11 protein-coding genes are annotated in these 14579 nt (G+C 69.8%); 6 read left to right on the forward strand and 5 right to left on the reverse strand.

The window, feature by feature from the left end; all coding sequences use genetic code 11:
- Positions 1 to 6: 6 nt before the first annotated feature.
- The 3 genes from BLQ50_RS01535 to BLQ50_RS01545 form a co-directional block, all read right to left on the reverse strand.
- Positions 7 to 1197 carry an exonuclease SbcCD subunit D gene (locus tag BLQ50_RS01535; protein ID WP_093180671.1) on the reverse strand — a complete coding sequence of 397 codons (1191 nt, stop codon included), beginning with the start codon at positions 1195 to 1197 and terminating at the stop codon, positions 7 to 9.
- Positions 1198 to 1245: 48 nt separating this feature from the next.
- The gene (locus tag BLQ50_RS01540) at positions 1246 to 1617 is read right to left on the reverse strand and encodes an STAS domain-containing protein (protein WP_175558976.1); all 372 of its coding nucleotides are present in this window, start codon (positions 1615 to 1617) and stop codon (positions 1246 to 1248) included.
- A 246-nt stretch (positions 1618 to 1863) separates the two neighbouring features.
- Complete coding sequence (locus BLQ50_RS01545) at positions 1864 to 4383, reverse strand: M66 family metalloprotease (protein ID WP_139185673.1); 2520 nt, start codon at positions 4381 to 4383, stop codon at positions 1864 to 1866.
- Between the two features lie 25 nt (positions 4384 to 4408).
- Between BLQ50_RS01545 and BLQ50_RS01550 the strand changes: the two genes are divergently transcribed.
- Positions 4409 to 4762 (forward strand): hypothetical protein, encoded by a 354-nt coding sequence (locus tag BLQ50_RS01550; protein ID WP_093180677.1) that lies wholly within the window; start codon positions 4409 to 4411, stop codon positions 4760 to 4762.
- Between the two features lie 517 nt (positions 4763 to 5279).
- The gene (locus tag BLQ50_RS18495) at positions 5280 to 5744 is read left to right on the forward strand and encodes a hypothetical protein (protein ID WP_093180679.1); all 465 of its coding nucleotides are present in this window, start codon (positions 5280 to 5282) and stop codon (positions 5742 to 5744) included.
- Between the two features lie 118 nt (positions 5745 to 5862).
- Here BLQ50_RS18495 and BLQ50_RS01560 read toward each other — a convergent pair whose 3' ends face one another.
- The gene (locus BLQ50_RS01560; RefSeq protein WP_093180681.1) at positions 5863 to 7581 is read right to left on the reverse strand and encodes an ABC-F family ATP-binding cassette domain-containing protein; all 1719 of its coding nucleotides are present in this window, start codon (positions 7579 to 7581) and stop codon (positions 5863 to 5865) included.
- Positions 7582 to 7798: 217 nt separating this feature from the next.
- On the opposite strand from BLQ50_RS01560, the gene BLQ50_RS01565 reads away from it, so the two are divergent.
- On the forward strand, positions 7799 to 8299 hold the full coding sequence (locus BLQ50_RS01565) for a hypothetical protein (RefSeq protein WP_093180683.1): 501 nt from the start codon (positions 7799 to 7801) through the stop codon (positions 8297 to 8299).
- 94 nt (positions 8300 to 8393) lie between these two features.
- Positions 8394 to 9179: an SDR family oxidoreductase gene (locus tag BLQ50_RS01570; RefSeq protein ID WP_093180685.1), complete on the forward strand. Its 786-nt coding sequence runs from the start codon at positions 8394 to 8396 to the stop codon at positions 9177 to 9179.
- Between the two features lie 56 nt (positions 9180 to 9235).
- Here BLQ50_RS01570 and BLQ50_RS01575 read toward each other — a convergent pair whose 3' ends face one another.
- On the reverse strand, positions 9236 to 9703 hold the full coding sequence (locus tag BLQ50_RS01575) for an aminoacyl-tRNA deacylase (protein WP_093180687.1): 468 nt from the start codon (positions 9701 to 9703) through the stop codon (positions 9236 to 9238).
- A gap of 86 nt (positions 9704 to 9789) precedes the next feature.
- On the opposite strand from BLQ50_RS01575, the gene BLQ50_RS18500 reads away from it, so the two are divergent.
- Both BLQ50_RS18500 and hrpA read left to right on the forward strand, forming a co-directional pair.
- A complete protein-coding gene (locus BLQ50_RS18500) occupies positions 9790 to 9954 on the forward strand; it encodes a hypothetical protein (protein ID WP_175558977.1) in 165 nt (54 codons plus the stop codon).
- A 64-nt stretch (positions 9955 to 10018) separates the two neighbouring features.
- Positions 10019 to 14566, forward strand: a complete 4548-nt coding sequence (hrpA, locus tag BLQ50_RS01580; RefSeq protein ID WP_093180689.1) for an ATP-dependent RNA helicase HrpA — start codon at positions 10019 to 10021, stop codon at positions 14564 to 14566.
- Positions 14567 to 14579: the final 13 nt, after the last annotated feature.

Below are 14579 nucleotides of genomic sequence, written 5' to 3' on the forward strand. Positions count from 1 at the left end.
GGTACATCATGCGCTCCGGTCGGTGGCATTGGCAGCCTCGAAGGCGGTCCGCAAGACATCGGTCTCGGCGGCGCTGGGCGCCAGGCCGCTGACGTGCGCCACAAAGTCGGCGGCCACCACGACCGGGTCGCTCGCGGCCGTGACCGCGAGGGTGAGCGACTCCCGGGGCCGATCGCCGGCCGGGCGGTGCATCATGACGAGCGCGTGCGGGAATCGGTCCTTGAGCCGGGCGTTCATCTCCTGAGGACGCATCAGATCGGTGACGATCAGGCGGACCCAGTCGTCGTGGTGGCCCTCACCGGCCGCTCCGAGGAGGTCGTCGATCGTCCCGGTCACCTCCGCGAGACGGCGGGGGACGGGTGCGGCCACGAGCTCCGGCTCGCCGGACACGCCGTCGTCGTGCAGGTCGACCAGCACGGTCGACTTCGCGTGACGCATCTCGGAGAAGGAGTACGCGAGGGGGGACCCCGAGTAGCGGCCGACGGTGGGCCCCGGGCATGCCACCCGTTGCGGGCCGTGCAGGTGACCCAGGGCGACGTAGTCGACCCCCGCGAAGGTTCCGGCCGGGACCGAGTCGACGCCCCCGACCCGGATGTCACGCTCGGACTCCGAGGCGTCCGCGCCGATGACAAAGGCGTGCGCCATGACGAGCGAGCGCACCCGCTCCCCCGGTTGAGCGGCCTGACGACGCGACAGGTCGCCGCGGACGCGGCGCATGGCCGCGGCCATGACCGCCTCGTGGGAGCGTCCGAGCGGTACGCCATCGTCTTCCCGCAGGGCCGTGCGGGCCGCGTCCGGGTCGAGGTAGGGCAGGGCGTAGACCAGGACCGGGCCGCCACCGGCCGGGTCGGCGATCGCGACCGGCTGCCCGACGTCGGCCACCCGGGTGCGCAGGTGGACGTCGTCGCGCATGAGCTGGGCTCCGAAGCCCAGCCGGATCGCGGAGTCGTGGTTTCCCGGCGTGACGACGACCTGAGCGTGCTCGGCGAGCCGGGACAGCGTCTGGGACAGCAGTGTGACGGCCTCGACCGGGGGGATTGCTCGGTCGTACACGTCTCCCGAGACGACGACGGCGCCGACCCGCTCGGTCCGCACGACCTCAACCAGGTGGTCGAAGTACTCGGCCTGATGGTCGAGCAGGTCGACCCCGTGCAGCGTTCTGCCAAGGTGCCAGTCCGAGGTGTGCAAGATGCGCATGCCCAGACGGTATCCCGGACCACCGACATTGATGGTGGACGCGTCAACTCAGGTGGTCGTGGCTCCTGCGCCGAGGGTCTCGCGGTCTTCGGTGTGCTGGACGGTGAACTCCCCGGCCATACCCAGGACCTCCAGGAGGTCGAGGATGTTCTGCGACGGGTCGCGCAGCTCCAGGTCCAGCCCGCTCTCCGCGCACAAGCGGTGCAGCTGGACCAGGAAGGCCAGCCCGGAGGAATCGATAAACGTGACATCAGCGACATCGGCGACGACCGGGCTGTTTGCCGCGACGACGAACACCATCGCCTCGCCGGCCTGGTCTCGCAACGCTGCGTCGATCTCGCCGCGCAGGATCACGTGGGTGGTCCCCTCGACGTCCCGGCTCGTGATCGAGTACCCGGTGTTCGACTCACTGCTGCTCATGATGTGCCTGCCTTGTCCTGCGAAGTGGTGCGGTGTGGTGCTGTCCCTGGCGACGCGCTCGATCGGAACCGACCGGCGGAGCAGGTGCGTCACAAGACGGTAACGCTCTCCACCGACAGGCACCAGACGTGCAGTCATATCGCCACATTTCTCTCGCATCTGCGACGTCCAGCACCTGTGCCCAAAGCCAGAAGCTCTGCTGCAGGGGCTGTACCCCTGCAGCAGAGCTTCTGGCGGACAGGCCCGCTAGGCGACGACGTCCAGACGCAGCGAGCGCAGCAGGGCGAGGGTCGCCGGGCTCAACGTGACGAGGACGGGGTTGGAGCTCGTGGTCAGACCCTTCCAGATCTGGTTGGCGCCTGTGGTCCTGGGGTACATCCCGGGCGTGCTCGGCGTGAGGTGCTTGTAGAGATCGAGGTAGCTCGACGTCGCACTCTTCAGGTGGCCGTCGCTCTCCCAGGTCCAGACCTGTGACGCGGTGGCCGTCGAGCACTTCGTGAGCGTCGCCGGAGTTGCCGCCGTGAGGCAGAGGCCCGGCAGAGCAACGTTGTGGATGGCGCCACGGACATCCATGACCCAACGCTGCTCGTCGCCATCGGCACACAGCTTGCTGGTCGCCGTGGCGACAACCGAATGCGTCCCGCTGATGTCGTCGACGGTCAGGCACCGGCCGTTGTCGATCGTGAGGGCAGCGCCCTTCGGCAGGACGACCGAATCACTCTCGGTCATCCCGTTCGCCGTCAGCACGTCGACCAGCCCGGCCTTGACGGCCGAGTCGCCTGCGGCGAGTGCCGTCTTGTTCGTCGCCACGAAGGTCTCCACGGCATCCGCCGCCGCCTGCTGCAACCGGATGCGCTCGAGGACGGCCAGGGACGACGCGCTCAGGCCGGTGAGGTCGCTCTCCCAGCTCGACAGCTGGAGTGCCGCCGTGGTCGGCAGGACCGGGACGGCCGAGCCGACAAGCTTCTGCAGGGATGCGTCAAGCTCGACGATCTCGACCGCGCGGAGGGCCTTGTAGCCCTGCTCCTCCCCGATGACGACCGCGGGCGCCATCGGAGCGAGGTCCGTGGCGATCGTGATCGCGTTGCCGAGCTGAGTGGTCACGCCGCCCGTGCGGCAGTTGATGCTGGCATCGGTCGGCTTGTCGGTCGGCTTGTCGGCGTCGGCGATGTTGATGTTGAACTGCTTCACACCGTCGGTGGCCAGCAGTGCCGTGTTCTCTACGTGAGCGTCGGCGAACGTGACGCTGATCCAGCACTGGCGGGTGGAGCTCACCGTGCTTGTGTCAACTGCGCCAGCTGCGGGAGTGAAGACGTTCCCGTAGTTGCTGCGGAAGGCCGGGTACATCAAGGTGTTGGCTTCGTTGGACGGGTTGTAGCCGCCGAGCAGGGTGAAGACGGGCACGCCGACCTTGCTGGGCTTCGGCGAGCTGAACGCCTGGTTCAGAACCTTGGCGTCGACGTACTTCCCGTTCGCGGCGTCCCAGTCGCGGTATCCGCTCGGGTAGGCGAGGTCGGGAACCACCGTCTTGAGCCCGCGCTGGATGATGTCGGCGCTGTAACCCGTGTAGTGGGTGTACTTCGACAGCGTGCTGGTGACCCAACCGCCGGCCATCGAGTCGCGGTTGTAGTTGTAGATGCCCTGGTAGTTCTGGGCGAAGGGATCGCCGTTCACGTCGAACCCAGCAGGCAGGAATGCGCTGCCGCCTGCGAGGTTGGATCGCATGCGATCGCGGTAGGCGATGTAGCCCCATCCGCTCTCGCTGTTCTGGGTCGCGTTGATGACCTTGGCGTCACCGGTCAACGCGTTGTTGACTCCGGGGTAGTGGCCGAGACCGTAGGAGTGCCCGAGCTCGTGGCTGAACTCGTTGCCCCAGGACGAGTACAACGTCGCCATGCCGTTGCCGCCGCTGAGACCGTGCTTCTGCACGCCGTTGACGTACAAGCCTGCCGAGTGGTGGATGATCCGCTCGTTGAACGTCCCGGGCTGCTTCTGGTCCATGGGGGAACTCGACGTACCGAAGTTCGCCTGGTTGATCCCTGTGCTCACCTGGGCCTTGCCGACGTTCTCGCGCATGTCGCCGGCGTAGACGCCGCCGGTGTCCGCGCTGGCGTCCGTGTAGATCTTGCCGGCCTTGTCGGCTGTGCTGACGATGACCTTGTCGAGGCTCACCGTCTCGTACTTCGCCACGATCATCTTGGCGACGGGCACCGTCTGGAAGTAGTCGGATCCCGCCTTCTCCGGTTCGTTCAGCATGTAGTGGTCGGTGGATGTCGGCGCAGCTGTGAGCATCCCCAGCTCGATCGAGCTGATGATGAGCTCCTTGGGAGCTGCGAACTCGAACTTGTCAGCGGCCAGCACGCCGGTCTCACGCGTGTCGGTCGTGAACTTCAGCGACAAGCCGGACTTCATGACGTCATACGGCAGCGTGGTCGTCCAGGCCTTGCGCGTGTAGACGACGTCTTCCCTGGTGCCCGTAATGACCATGTCGGAGCGCGGGATCTGGGTCGGGTCGGCGAGCGCGATCGTGTTGATCACCACACCGTTGATGCTGACCTCGACAGATACGGAATTCGCGACCTTCTCCGGAGAGAACAGCAGCAGCGCTTCACGACTGGTGACGAGGGTCGGCATCTTCTTTGCAGTGTTGCCGCTCGCATCGATGGTGTGGCTCTGGGCGAACTGAACCTGGCCGCTCAGCGCACCCGACAGGTCGTTGCGCAGCGCACGGGCGGCGCCGGTCGCGGTCGTGTCGAAGAAGCCCAAGGACGGGAGAGTCGACAGGTCGTAGGTGGCGGAAGGCGTTGTGGTCGCCGGTGCGGCCAAAATCGGAGCCGGAGCCGGAGACGGAGCCGCGGTCGGCTTCGGCTTCGGTGCAGCAGTCGGCTCCGGTGCGGCGGTCACCTCCGGTGCAGCAGCCGGCTTCGGTGCGGCAGTCGCCTCCGGTGCAGCGGTCGGCGACACGCTCGGCTCCGTGGACGAGTCCGGCGCAGAATTCACCGGGGCAGCAACGGTCGCCTGCTCGGTCGCATTCGCGTTCGACGCGTTCCGCTTCACGTTGACGACAGCTTCTTCGTCCTCCACCTTGTGGCTCGACCCGCCGCCCGGGAGGATGCCGGTATCGCTGCCCTCGGGCTCGGCCTGACCAGGAGCGGTCGCCGGGGAAGTTCCGTCGGCCGCCGAGCCGTTCGCGGCGAGAACGCCTTGCGCAGCCATATCCGGCGCATCCGACGTCGCAGAGGTGGAAGCCTCCGACGGCCCGGAGGAGGCATCCTGCGACGAGTTGGCGGCGCACGCACCCACCCCGAGGACGAGCGCACCGGCAATCGAGAGGGGAATCCAGTTCTTCGCAAAACGGGTGGGGCGGTGCATCGGCGTTGTCCTTGAGGCTCGGACGCCACACACGCATAAGTGCAGGTGGGGCGGCATTTTGCACCACGATTGGCGCACGTGCGCAAGTATGGCGCGTGATGACCGAAGGCAACAAATCGACCCATCGGAGCGAGGTTGCGGCGGGGGCGACGTCGGCCTCCAGGACCGTTCGCGGGCTGGCTGGGCTGGCCGGGCTGGCCGCTCGCCCACAGATGAGGAGATCCCCGACTCGCGGGTGAATCTTTGGTGGAATTCAGGTTCTTCACAGATTCTCGTTGCAGAATCGTTACATGACGTCAAAGACGACTCGACTAGCGACTGCGAGCCTCCTCGCCATCGCGCTCCCTCTTGCGACCGGCTCGGTCGCCTTCGCCGACACGGTCGAGCGCCAGGACACCCTCGTCCAGGTCCGCTCCCAGGCCGACGTCGTCTCCCGCGACATCACGTCCGCGGTCACCCACACCTCCGTCTTGCCTGCGGCCCTGCGCGCGCAGACGCGCAACGCGATCGCGTCCACGCAGGCGGCAACCTCGACCGCAAAGCGGGCGCTGCGCGCCGTTGACGCGGCCGAACCGTTCTCGGCGTGGTCCACCGAGGACAGTCTCAACGACGCCCGCACGGCGCTCGACGCCGCGTCGGCCGAGCTCCGCTACGTGACTGCCAGCGTGGCCGGCATCGACGCCGGGGTGTCCACGGCTCTCCTCGCCCTCCAGCACGACCTCGACGTCCTCCGCGGCACCACCGCCGACGCCTGAACCGGCCCCGTCCACAACACCCACTTCGCTGAGTGTGGCCGAACGGCTGCCTCGCCAGCGATACGTCCAGCCATCTGACCGCACTCAGCGAGTGCGCGGGGCGCACGGGTGAGGGCGGTCAGTGGGTGGGGAGGGTGAGGGTCTTGCCGGTCCAGCGGCGGCGGAGCCAGCGGTCGTGGGAGGCCACGACGATCGTCCCGAGTGCCACGCCGATCGCCTCGCCGAGCTCGTCGGCCAGGGTCAACGAGATGTGGTTCGTCGGCTCGTCGAGGAGCAGCACCTCGGGGGCCTGCGCCACAAGCATCCCCAGCACCACGCGCCGCCGCTGACCCACGCTCAGCTCCCGCAGCGGCCGGTCGAGGTCCTTTCGCCCCACCAGGCCGAAGCCAGCGAGCTGGTCACCGGCCCCGATGAGATCGAAGAGCTCGCGCGGGGACCGCACGTCGTCCTGCAGGTAGACGTCCTGCTCGAGCATCCCGACTTGAACCCCCTCACCCCAGGTCACAGATCCCTGCGCCGGGACGACGTCCTTGGACATGACGTGCAGCAGGGTCGACTTTCCCGACCCGTTGGGCCCGGTGACCAGCAGCTTCGACCCAGCCGTGAGATCGAAGGAGGCCATCTCCAGGCGTCCGGGCACGACGACGTCGCGCAGGGACAGCGCCAGGGTGGCGCCCCCCGCGGCGGCCAGGCCGTAGGACGAGGCCCGGAATGTGAGTGGCCTGGGGGGACGGCGGACTTGGGAGTCTTCCAGGGTGTCCAGGCGCTGCTGGGCGTTGCGCACCCGGCGTGAGACCTGGCCCTCGACCCGGTCGCCGCGGCGGCCGTAGGCCATCTTGTTGTGGTCCTTGCTCTCCCGTCCGTGGGAGACGTTGCGAGCCGTCGTCGCGACAGACTCCTTGAGCTCGGCGAGCTCGTCCTGCTCCGCCTCGTACTGGCGCTCCCAGGCCACCCGCTCCGCCTTCTTGGCGGCGCGGTAGTCGGAGTACGCCCCCGTGTAGAGCGTCCCGGACAGCCCCGACGGGGTCGGGTCCAGGTCGAAGATCTCCGTGCACACGTCGTCGAGGAACACCCGGTCGTGGCTGGCCAGCACGACGACGCCGGGCATCGCCCGGACCGCCCCAGCCAGGAAGGTCGCGGCCTCGTCGTCGAGGTGGTTGGTCGGCTCGTCGAGCAGCAAGGCCCCGGGCTGACGGACAAGGAGGGCCGCCAGGTGCAGCCGGGTCCGTTCGCCGCCCGACATCTCGTCGACCGTGCGACCCATGACGTGCTCGATGCCCAGGCCCGCGAGAGTCACCTCGGCGCGCCGGTCGGCGTCCCAGACCTGTGCCACCTCGGCGCGCTGCAGCGCCCGTTCATAAGCCCCTTCGGCCTCGGCGAGGTCCTCGGCCGAGGCTCCGGGAGCACCAAGCGCGTCGGCGGCCCGCTGCACGTCGGCCTCGAGGGCGCGGACCTGGGCGAGGGCGTCGGCGATCACGTCGGCCACGGGCGTCGAGGGCGGGAACGGCATCTCTTGATGCAGGAACCCGAGGTCCTCGGGGCGCGAGATCCGTCCCGAGTCGGGCTCCTCGAAGCCAGCGAGCAGGCGCAGCAGCGTCGACTTCCCTACTCCGTTCTCCCCGACCACACCCATCCGGTGCCCAGGGGCGACCGCGAGATGGAGGCCGCTCAGGACCTTTTGCGCGCCGTAGAACTTGGTCAACCCCTCCGCGGTGAGCGGACGCAACGCTGGGTCGATCAGGGCTGGGTCGATCCGCGTGGGCGAGCCCAAGTCACGAGCCAGGTCCTGGGGCAGGTCGGCGCCGCGCTCGGGGATGGCGGGGTCGAGACGGGTCATGAGAACTCCTTGCACACGGGTCCCGGGCCGGGCGCCGACGCAGGCCGAGCGGCAGGCCATCAGGGGATGGACGAACAGATTCGCGGGCGAGGGTCAGATCCACATGTGCACCAGTCTGGCGCAGGCACCGCGGCTCGCGCGAGATATTTTCGCCATCTTCACGCGGTCCACGCCCAGTATGGGTGATCACTCGGGGCCGTTCCGCCAGACTAGGAGGATGACCCTCCTTCGCCGCCCCGACCGCCAGACCTCGCGACGCGCGCGCCTGGCCGCGAGCGCCGTCGTCGTGCTCGGAGCGCTGACACTGTCTGCATGCTCCAACCTGCCCGACGTGTCGATCTCGACCGAGCAGCTCAAGCAGCTCGCCTCCGACGCGAAGTCCCAGGTCCAGACGATCGCCGGAGACGCCAAGGCGCTCGGCACCCAGTTGAGCACGCTGCCGGCGACCCTGCAGAGCAAGGCGACCGAGGCCGCCGCGGCAGCCAAGTCCGCAGCCGAGCAGGCCCAGACCGCCCTCGAGGACGCCCAGGAAAAGGGCGCGGATGCCAAGCAGAAGCTGGCCGACGCCCAGACCGCGCTCGACGACGCGTCGAAGAAGCTCAAAGACCTCACCTCCGCCGCCGGTGACACTGTGACTCCTGAGGTGCAGTCGGCGATCGACGCCCTGACGACCCAGATCGACGCCCTCAAGGCATCCGTCGCCGAGGCGACATCCTGAACGTTGCGCACTGAGCGCAACGTCACTCCTGATTGATCCGAAAGATCCGACACGCACCCGCGCCTGATCGGCCGGACAGACATAGTGTCAAAAGATGAGTCGCACATACATCGTCACTGGTTCAGCTTCCGGCATCGGCGCCGCCACCGCCGAGCTCCTCACCTCTCGCGGAGAGCGGGTCATCGGCATCGACCTGCGCGGCGCGGACATCGAGGCCGACCTCAGCACCCCCGCCGGCCGCGCCGACGCCGCCGCGAAGGCCATCGAGCTCTCCGGCGGGACGATCGACGCGGTCATCGCGTGCGCCGGCATCTCCGCCCCCATCCCCCTGACGGTCGCCGTCAACTACTTCGGAGTCACCGAGCTCCTCGAGGCTCTCGCGCCCACGCTCGCCAAGAGCGCCGCGCCGCGCGCCGTCGTCGTCTCCTCGATGGCCAGCCTGCAGGCCAACTCCCCCGAGCTGGTCGACGCGCTGCTCGCCGGCGACGAGCCGCTCGCGCTGCAGATCGGCCAGCGGCTCGCCGACGAGGGTCCGGGCACCGCATACCTCAACTACCCCTCGAGCAAGCGCGCGCTGAGCCGCTGGGTGCGCCGCGAGTGCATCACGGCGACCTGGGCGGGAGCCGGGATCCCGCTCAACGCCGTGGCGCCGGGAACGGTCATCTCCGCGATGACCACCCAGCTCCTGGCGACCCAGGAGGGTCGCGACATGGTCGACGCCCACGTCCCCATGCCGCTCAACTACCACTCCGAGTCTGTTGTGCTCGCCAAGTTGCTCGCCTGGCTGACCAGCGAGGAGAACACGCACGTGACCGGCCAGACGATCTACGCCGACGGCGGCGCGGACGCCACGCTGCGCGGGGACGACATCTGGTCCTGACCTCAAGGACAGGGGCACGACGGCGGCACGTGCCTGGCGGCGCGTGCCGCCGTCGTTCAGCCCGCGACCTCCGTGACGTCCGCGACCTGCGCGCCCGTCACCCGGACGAGCTCCGTGCCATCGACCGTGGCACCCACCCCGTGCGCGCCGGCGCCGATCGACACCGGACGGCCGAGGACGCGCTCGTCGGCAATCACCGGCCATGGCCGCAGCGCCCCGAAGGGCGTGATGGTCCCCCGCTCGTAGCCGGTGACCTGCTGGGCGATCGCGGCGTCGGGCATGGACAGGCGCTGGACGCCGAGGAGAGCGCGCAGCTTGGGCCAGGAGATCGTCCGGTCACCGGGGACGAGCACCAGGAGATAGTCGTCCTCGCCGCGGCGCACGACGAGGGTCTTGACGATGCCCGCGGGGTCGACGCCGAGTGCGGCCGCGGCCTCGGCAAGGGAGGAGACTCGCCCGTGACGGTGGATCGTGTACTCGATCCCGGCGGCGTCCAAGGCCCCGGTGGCGCGCAATTCGCTCATCAACCCAGCCTAGCCATGCTGCGCCAGCCCTGGTTGTCGGCAGCGCTGATACCGTTGGTACAGACTTTGATACTGGAGGAACACCTATGCGTCCCGTCTTTGCCTTCGTGATGATCGCGCTGTTCGCGCTCGGCCTGTACATCATGGCCATCGCCTTTGACCACCCGGGCTCCGCGGCCTACATCTTCAGCGGCGGTCTGTTCGTCTCGATCCTCGCCTTCGCGATCCCGATGCAGTTCACGAAGGACTAGGTCCTTCGTTCCTCCACCCGGCCAACCGCGAAATAACTTGCGGCGGCTGGGAGAATAGTGGCTTGTGAGCACGGCACCGCAGAACCCCGAACCCGGCAGCACCCCCGCGGGACCCGAGGGTTCGGCGACCCCTGAACGATCGGCACGGTCCTCGGGCCGTCGGCGCGGCGGCCGTGGCGGGCGCACCGGCGAACGAACCGGCGATAGGTCCGGCGATACAGGAACCAGCCGCAAGAAGTCAGACCGCAGCAGGCCCGACCGCGCCCAGCCCAACCGCGCCCGCCTCGAGCGGGCCGCCGCGGCGCGCGCGGCCGTCGTCGTGCCGCCCATCACGTACCCCGAGCAGCTGCCGGTCTCGGCCCGCCGCGAGGACATCGCCGCGGCGATCCGTGACCACCAGGTGGTCATCGTCGCCGGTGAGACCGGCTCGGGCAAGACGACGCAGATCCCCAAGATCCTGCTCGACCTGGGCCGCGGGCGCGCCGGGCAGATCGGCCACACGCAGCCGCGACGGATCGCGGCACGCACGGTCGCCGAGCGCATCGCCGAGGAGGTCGGCACCCCCCTCGGGGAGATCGTCGGCTACCAGGTCCGCTTCACCGACACGTCCTCGGCGAACACCCTCGTCAAGGTCATGACGGACGGCATCCTGCTCGCCCAGATCCAGCGCGATCCCCAGCTGCTCGCCTACGACACGCTCATCATCGACGAGGCGCACGAGCGCAGCCTGAACATCGACTTCATCCTCGGATACCTCACCCGGCTGCTGCCCCAGCGCCCGGACCTCAAGGTGATCATCACCTCCGCGACGATCGACTCCGCGCGCTTCGCCCGGCACTTCGCCCCGGGTGGCCCCGTCGCCGATCCCGGTGAGGGCCGGCCGACAGACGACCGTCCGCTCGCCCCCGTCATTGAGGTCTCCGGGCGCACCTTCCCCGTCGACATCCGCTACCGCCCCCTGACCCCCGAGGACGCCTCGGCGAAGAAGGGCGGCGAGCGGGACCTGATGACCGGGATCTGCGACGCGGTCGACGAGCTGTGCGCCGTCGGGCACGGGGACATCCTCGTATTCCTCTCCGGCGAGCGCGAGATCCTCGACGCCGCCGACGCCCTGTCCGGGCACTTCGGCGCCCGGACCACGGACGCCCGCCGCCCCGACCACATCGAGATCATGCCGCTGTACGCGCGGCTCTCGGCCGCCGAGCAGCACCGCGTGTTCCAGTCCCACCCGGGCCGGCGGGTCGTGCTGGCGACCAACGTCGCCGAGACGTCGCTGACGGTGCCCGGCATCCGCTACGTCGTCGACCCCGGAACGGCTCGCATCTCGCGCTATTCCAAGGCGACCAAGGTGCAGCGCCTGCCGATCGAGCCGATCGCCCAGGCGAGCGCAAACCAGCGCTCCGGGCGCTGCGGGCGCGTGGCCGACGGCGTCGCGATCCGCCTGTACTCCGGGGACGACTTCCTGTCCCGGCCCGAGTTCACCGAGCCGGAGATCCTGCGCACGTCCCTCGCCTCGGTCCTGCTGCAGATGATCTCGGTCGGGGTGGTGAGCTCACCCGGCGACATGGGCCGCTTCCCCTTCGTCGAGGCGCCCGACACCCGCGCCATCCGCGACGGCGTGCAGCTGCTCACCGAGCTCGGGGCACTGGAGTCCACGAAGACCCCGGCCGGGGCCGACGCCGACGGCGGCACCCGGCTAACCGAGACCGGCCGCGCGCTGGCCCAGCTGCCCATGGACCCGCGCCTGGCCCGGATGATCGTCGAGGGTGGCAAGCGTCACGCCGCCCGCGAGGTGATGATCATCGCCGCGGCCCTGTCCATCCAGGACCCGCGCGAGCGGCCCACCGAGTTCCGCGCGCAGGCCGACCAGCAGCACGCGCGCTTCACCGACCCGACGTCGGACTTCCTCAGCTACCTCAACCTCTGGGAGTACGCCCGCGCCCAGCAGCGGGACCTGTCCTCTTCGGCGTTCCGGCGGCTGTGCCGGTCGGAGTACCTGAACTTCCTGCGGATCCGGGAGTGGCAGGACGTCGTCGGGCAGCTGCGCGAGATGGCCAAGCCGCTCGGCATCGTCATGAACGCGCCCGCCCCGCGGGTGGCGGGCGACTCCGGGAGCACGGACGGGACCGGCAACACGGTGGGCGCCGCGGCCGGCGCCTCCGGCAAGGAGGACCTCGACCTGCGCCAGACGTGGGACGGGGACACGATCCACCGGTCCCTGCTCGCCGGGCTGCTGTCCCAGATCGGCATGCAGGAGGCCACTGAGGTCAAGGCGTCGGCGGTCAAGGGACGCGAGAGCGTGGCCGACCGCCGGGCGAAGAAGTTCGCCCGCAACGAGTACCTCGGAGCCCGCGGCGCACGCTTCGCGATCTTCCCCGGCTCGGGCCTGGCCAAGAAGCCGCCGGTCTGGATCATGGCCGGCGAGCTTGTGGAGACGAGCCGGCTGTGGGGCCGCGACGTCGCCAAGATCCAGCCGGAGTGGGCCGAGGAGCTCGCCGAGCACCTGGTCAAGCGCACGTACTCCGAGCCGCACTGGTCCACCAAGCAGGGCGCCGCCCAGGCGATCGAGAAGGTGCTGCTCTACGGTGTCCCGATCGTGGCCGACCGCAAGGTCCTCTACTCCAAGGTCAACCCCGAAGAGGCCCGCGAGCTGTTCATCCGGCACGCCCTCGTCCAGGGCGAGTGGACCACGCACCACCACTTCTTCGCCGAGAACCGGCGCCTCCTCGCGGAGGCCGCCGAGCTCGAGGCTCGCTCGCGCCAGCGCGGCCTCGTGGTCGACGACGACGCGCTCTACGCCTTCTACGACGAGCGGGTGCCCGACTCGGTCGTCTCCGCCAGCCACTTCGACCAGTGGTGGAAGACCGCCCGCCGCTCCGAGCCCGAGCTGCTCACCTTCACCGCCGAGCTGCTCGTGCCCGAGGGCGCAGACGCGATCTCGGCCGACGACTTCCCCCAGGAGTGGGTCCAGGGCGACCTCACGCTCCCGCTCACCTACCAGTTCCAGCCGGGCACCGACGCGGACGGCGTGACTGTCCATGTGCCCATCTCGGTCCTCAACCGCCTCGTGCCGGACGGCTTCGACTGGATGGTCCCCGGTCTGCTCGAGGAGCTGACCACCGCGACCATCCGGTCCCTGCCCAAGCCGGTGCGGGTCCAGCTCGTGCCGGCCCCGGACGTCGCCCGCGGCGTGATCGCCTGGCTCCACGAGAACTGCCCGAGCTGGTCAGACGTGACCCGCGCCGGCGACATGGCCGAGTCCTTCGAGTCCGCCTTCACCCGGGCGGTCCGGGCGCTGCGCGGCGTGGACATCCCCGCCGACGCGTGGGACCGCGAGAAGCTGCCCGCCCACCTGCGGATGACGTTCCGGGTCTTCGAGGAGCGTGGGGGCCGGTCCGGTTCCGGGCCGGGCGGGGAGGTTGTGCTCGACGAGTCCAAGGACCTCGTGGCGCTCCAGCGCCGGCTCGCCGCCCAGTCCCAGGCCGCCGTGCGGTCGGCGGTCAAGAGTGCCGTCGGCACCGCGCTGCGCGAAGCCCAGGCAGCTGCCGCCAGCGCTGCTGCCTCGGCCGCCGCGCCGGGCGGCGAGGTCGTCGATTCTGCTCGAGTTCGTCCATCTGGACAGACGAACTCGAGCACGACAGACGAGCTCGACGGTGGTCCGGGCGGACCGCTGGCCTCGGGCGGGCCTGCCGCGACGGGGGTCACCCTCGCCGAGACCGGCCCGCTGACCACCTGGCCCACCCCGCCCGCCACCCTGCCCGACGGCGTGCTGCCCTCCCAGGTCGACTCACCCGGGCCGGGCGGGATGGTCGTGCGCGGCTACCCGGCGCTCGTGGAGGAGCGGACCGGCGCGCAGATCGCCGTGGCGCTGCGGATCCTCGCCGACGCCGCGCGCCAGGGGCCCGAGCACACCCGAGGGGTGCGCCGGCTGCTGCTGACCGAGACGGCCATGCAGGCCTCGCGGGTGACCTCGCGGTGGAGCGGCACCCAGTCGTTGACGCTCGCGGCCAGCCCGTACAAGAACACCGCGGCGCTCGTCGCCGATCTCCAGCTCGCGGCCGTCACGAGCCTCACCCCGGAGGCCGGAGCGATCCGGGACCTGGCCGCGTACACGGCGGCCCGGACGGCGGTGAAGGCGCGGCTCGAGGACGAGGTGCACAACGTCGTCGGGCACGTGGTCGCGGCGCTCACCGCGGCGCGCACCCTCGACGGTGAGATCCGGTCGGCGAACTCGCTCGCACTGCTCAACACCCTGGCCGACATCCGCGACCACGTGGGCGGGCTCGTCTACGACGGGTTCATCTCGGCGACCCCGGCCGCTCAGCTGCCGCACCTCGTGCGGTACCTGCGCGCGGCGTCGTACCGGCTGGAGAAGGCCGCGGGCAGCCCGAACCGCGACGCCGAGCTGGCCTGGCGGGTGCACGACGTCGAAGAGGTCTACGACAAGGCCCGCGCGGCCTATGCGGCGGGCCGCGTCGACCCGGCCCGGGCGGCCGCCCTCGACGAGGCTCGGTGGATGATCGAGGAGCTCCGGGTGAGTCTCTTCGCCCAGCAGCTCGGCACGAACGGCCCAGTCAGCGAGAAGCGGATCCGCAAGCTGCTCGAGGGCTGAGGAGGGCGGAGGG

Origin of the sequence: Sanguibacter gelidistatuariae (genome assembly GCF_900096585.1) — a bacterium.
GTDB lineage: Bacteria > Actinomycetota > Actinomycetes > Actinomycetales > Cellulomonadaceae > Sanguibacter > Sanguibacter gelidistatuariae.

Bases quoted from the DNA above. Each gene is read 5' to 3' on its own strand.
- BLQ50_RS01535 (WP_093180671.1), bottom strand. From the start codon at position 1,197: ATGCGCATCTTGCACACCTCGGACTGGCACCTTGGCAGAACGCTGCAC.
- BLQ50_RS01540 (WP_175558976.1), bottom strand. From the start codon at position 1,617: ATGAGCAGCAGTGAGTCGAACACCGGGTACTCGATCACGAGCCGGGAC.
- BLQ50_RS18495 (WP_093180679.1), top strand. From the start codon at position 5,280: ATGACGTCAAAGACGACTCGACTAGCGACTGCGAGCCTCCTCGCCATC.
- BLQ50_RS01560 (WP_093180681.1), bottom strand. From the start codon at position 7,581: ATGACCCGTCTCGACCCCGCCATCCCCGAGCGCGGCGCCGACCTGCCC.
- BLQ50_RS01565 (WP_093180683.1), top strand. From the start codon at position 7,799: ATGACCCTCCTTCGCCGCCCCGACCGCCAGACCTCGCGACGCGCGCGC.
- BLQ50_RS01570 (WP_093180685.1), top strand. From the start codon at position 8,394: ATGAGTCGCACATACATCGTCACTGGTTCAGCTTCCGGCATCGGCGCC.
- BLQ50_RS01575 (WP_093180687.1), bottom strand. From the start codon at position 9,703: ATGAGCGAATTGCGCGCCACCGGGGCCTTGGACGCCGCCGGGATCGAG.
- BLQ50_RS18500 (WP_175558977.1), top strand. From the start codon at position 9,790: ATGCGTCCCGTCTTTGCCTTCGTGATGATCGCGCTGTTCGCGCTCGGC.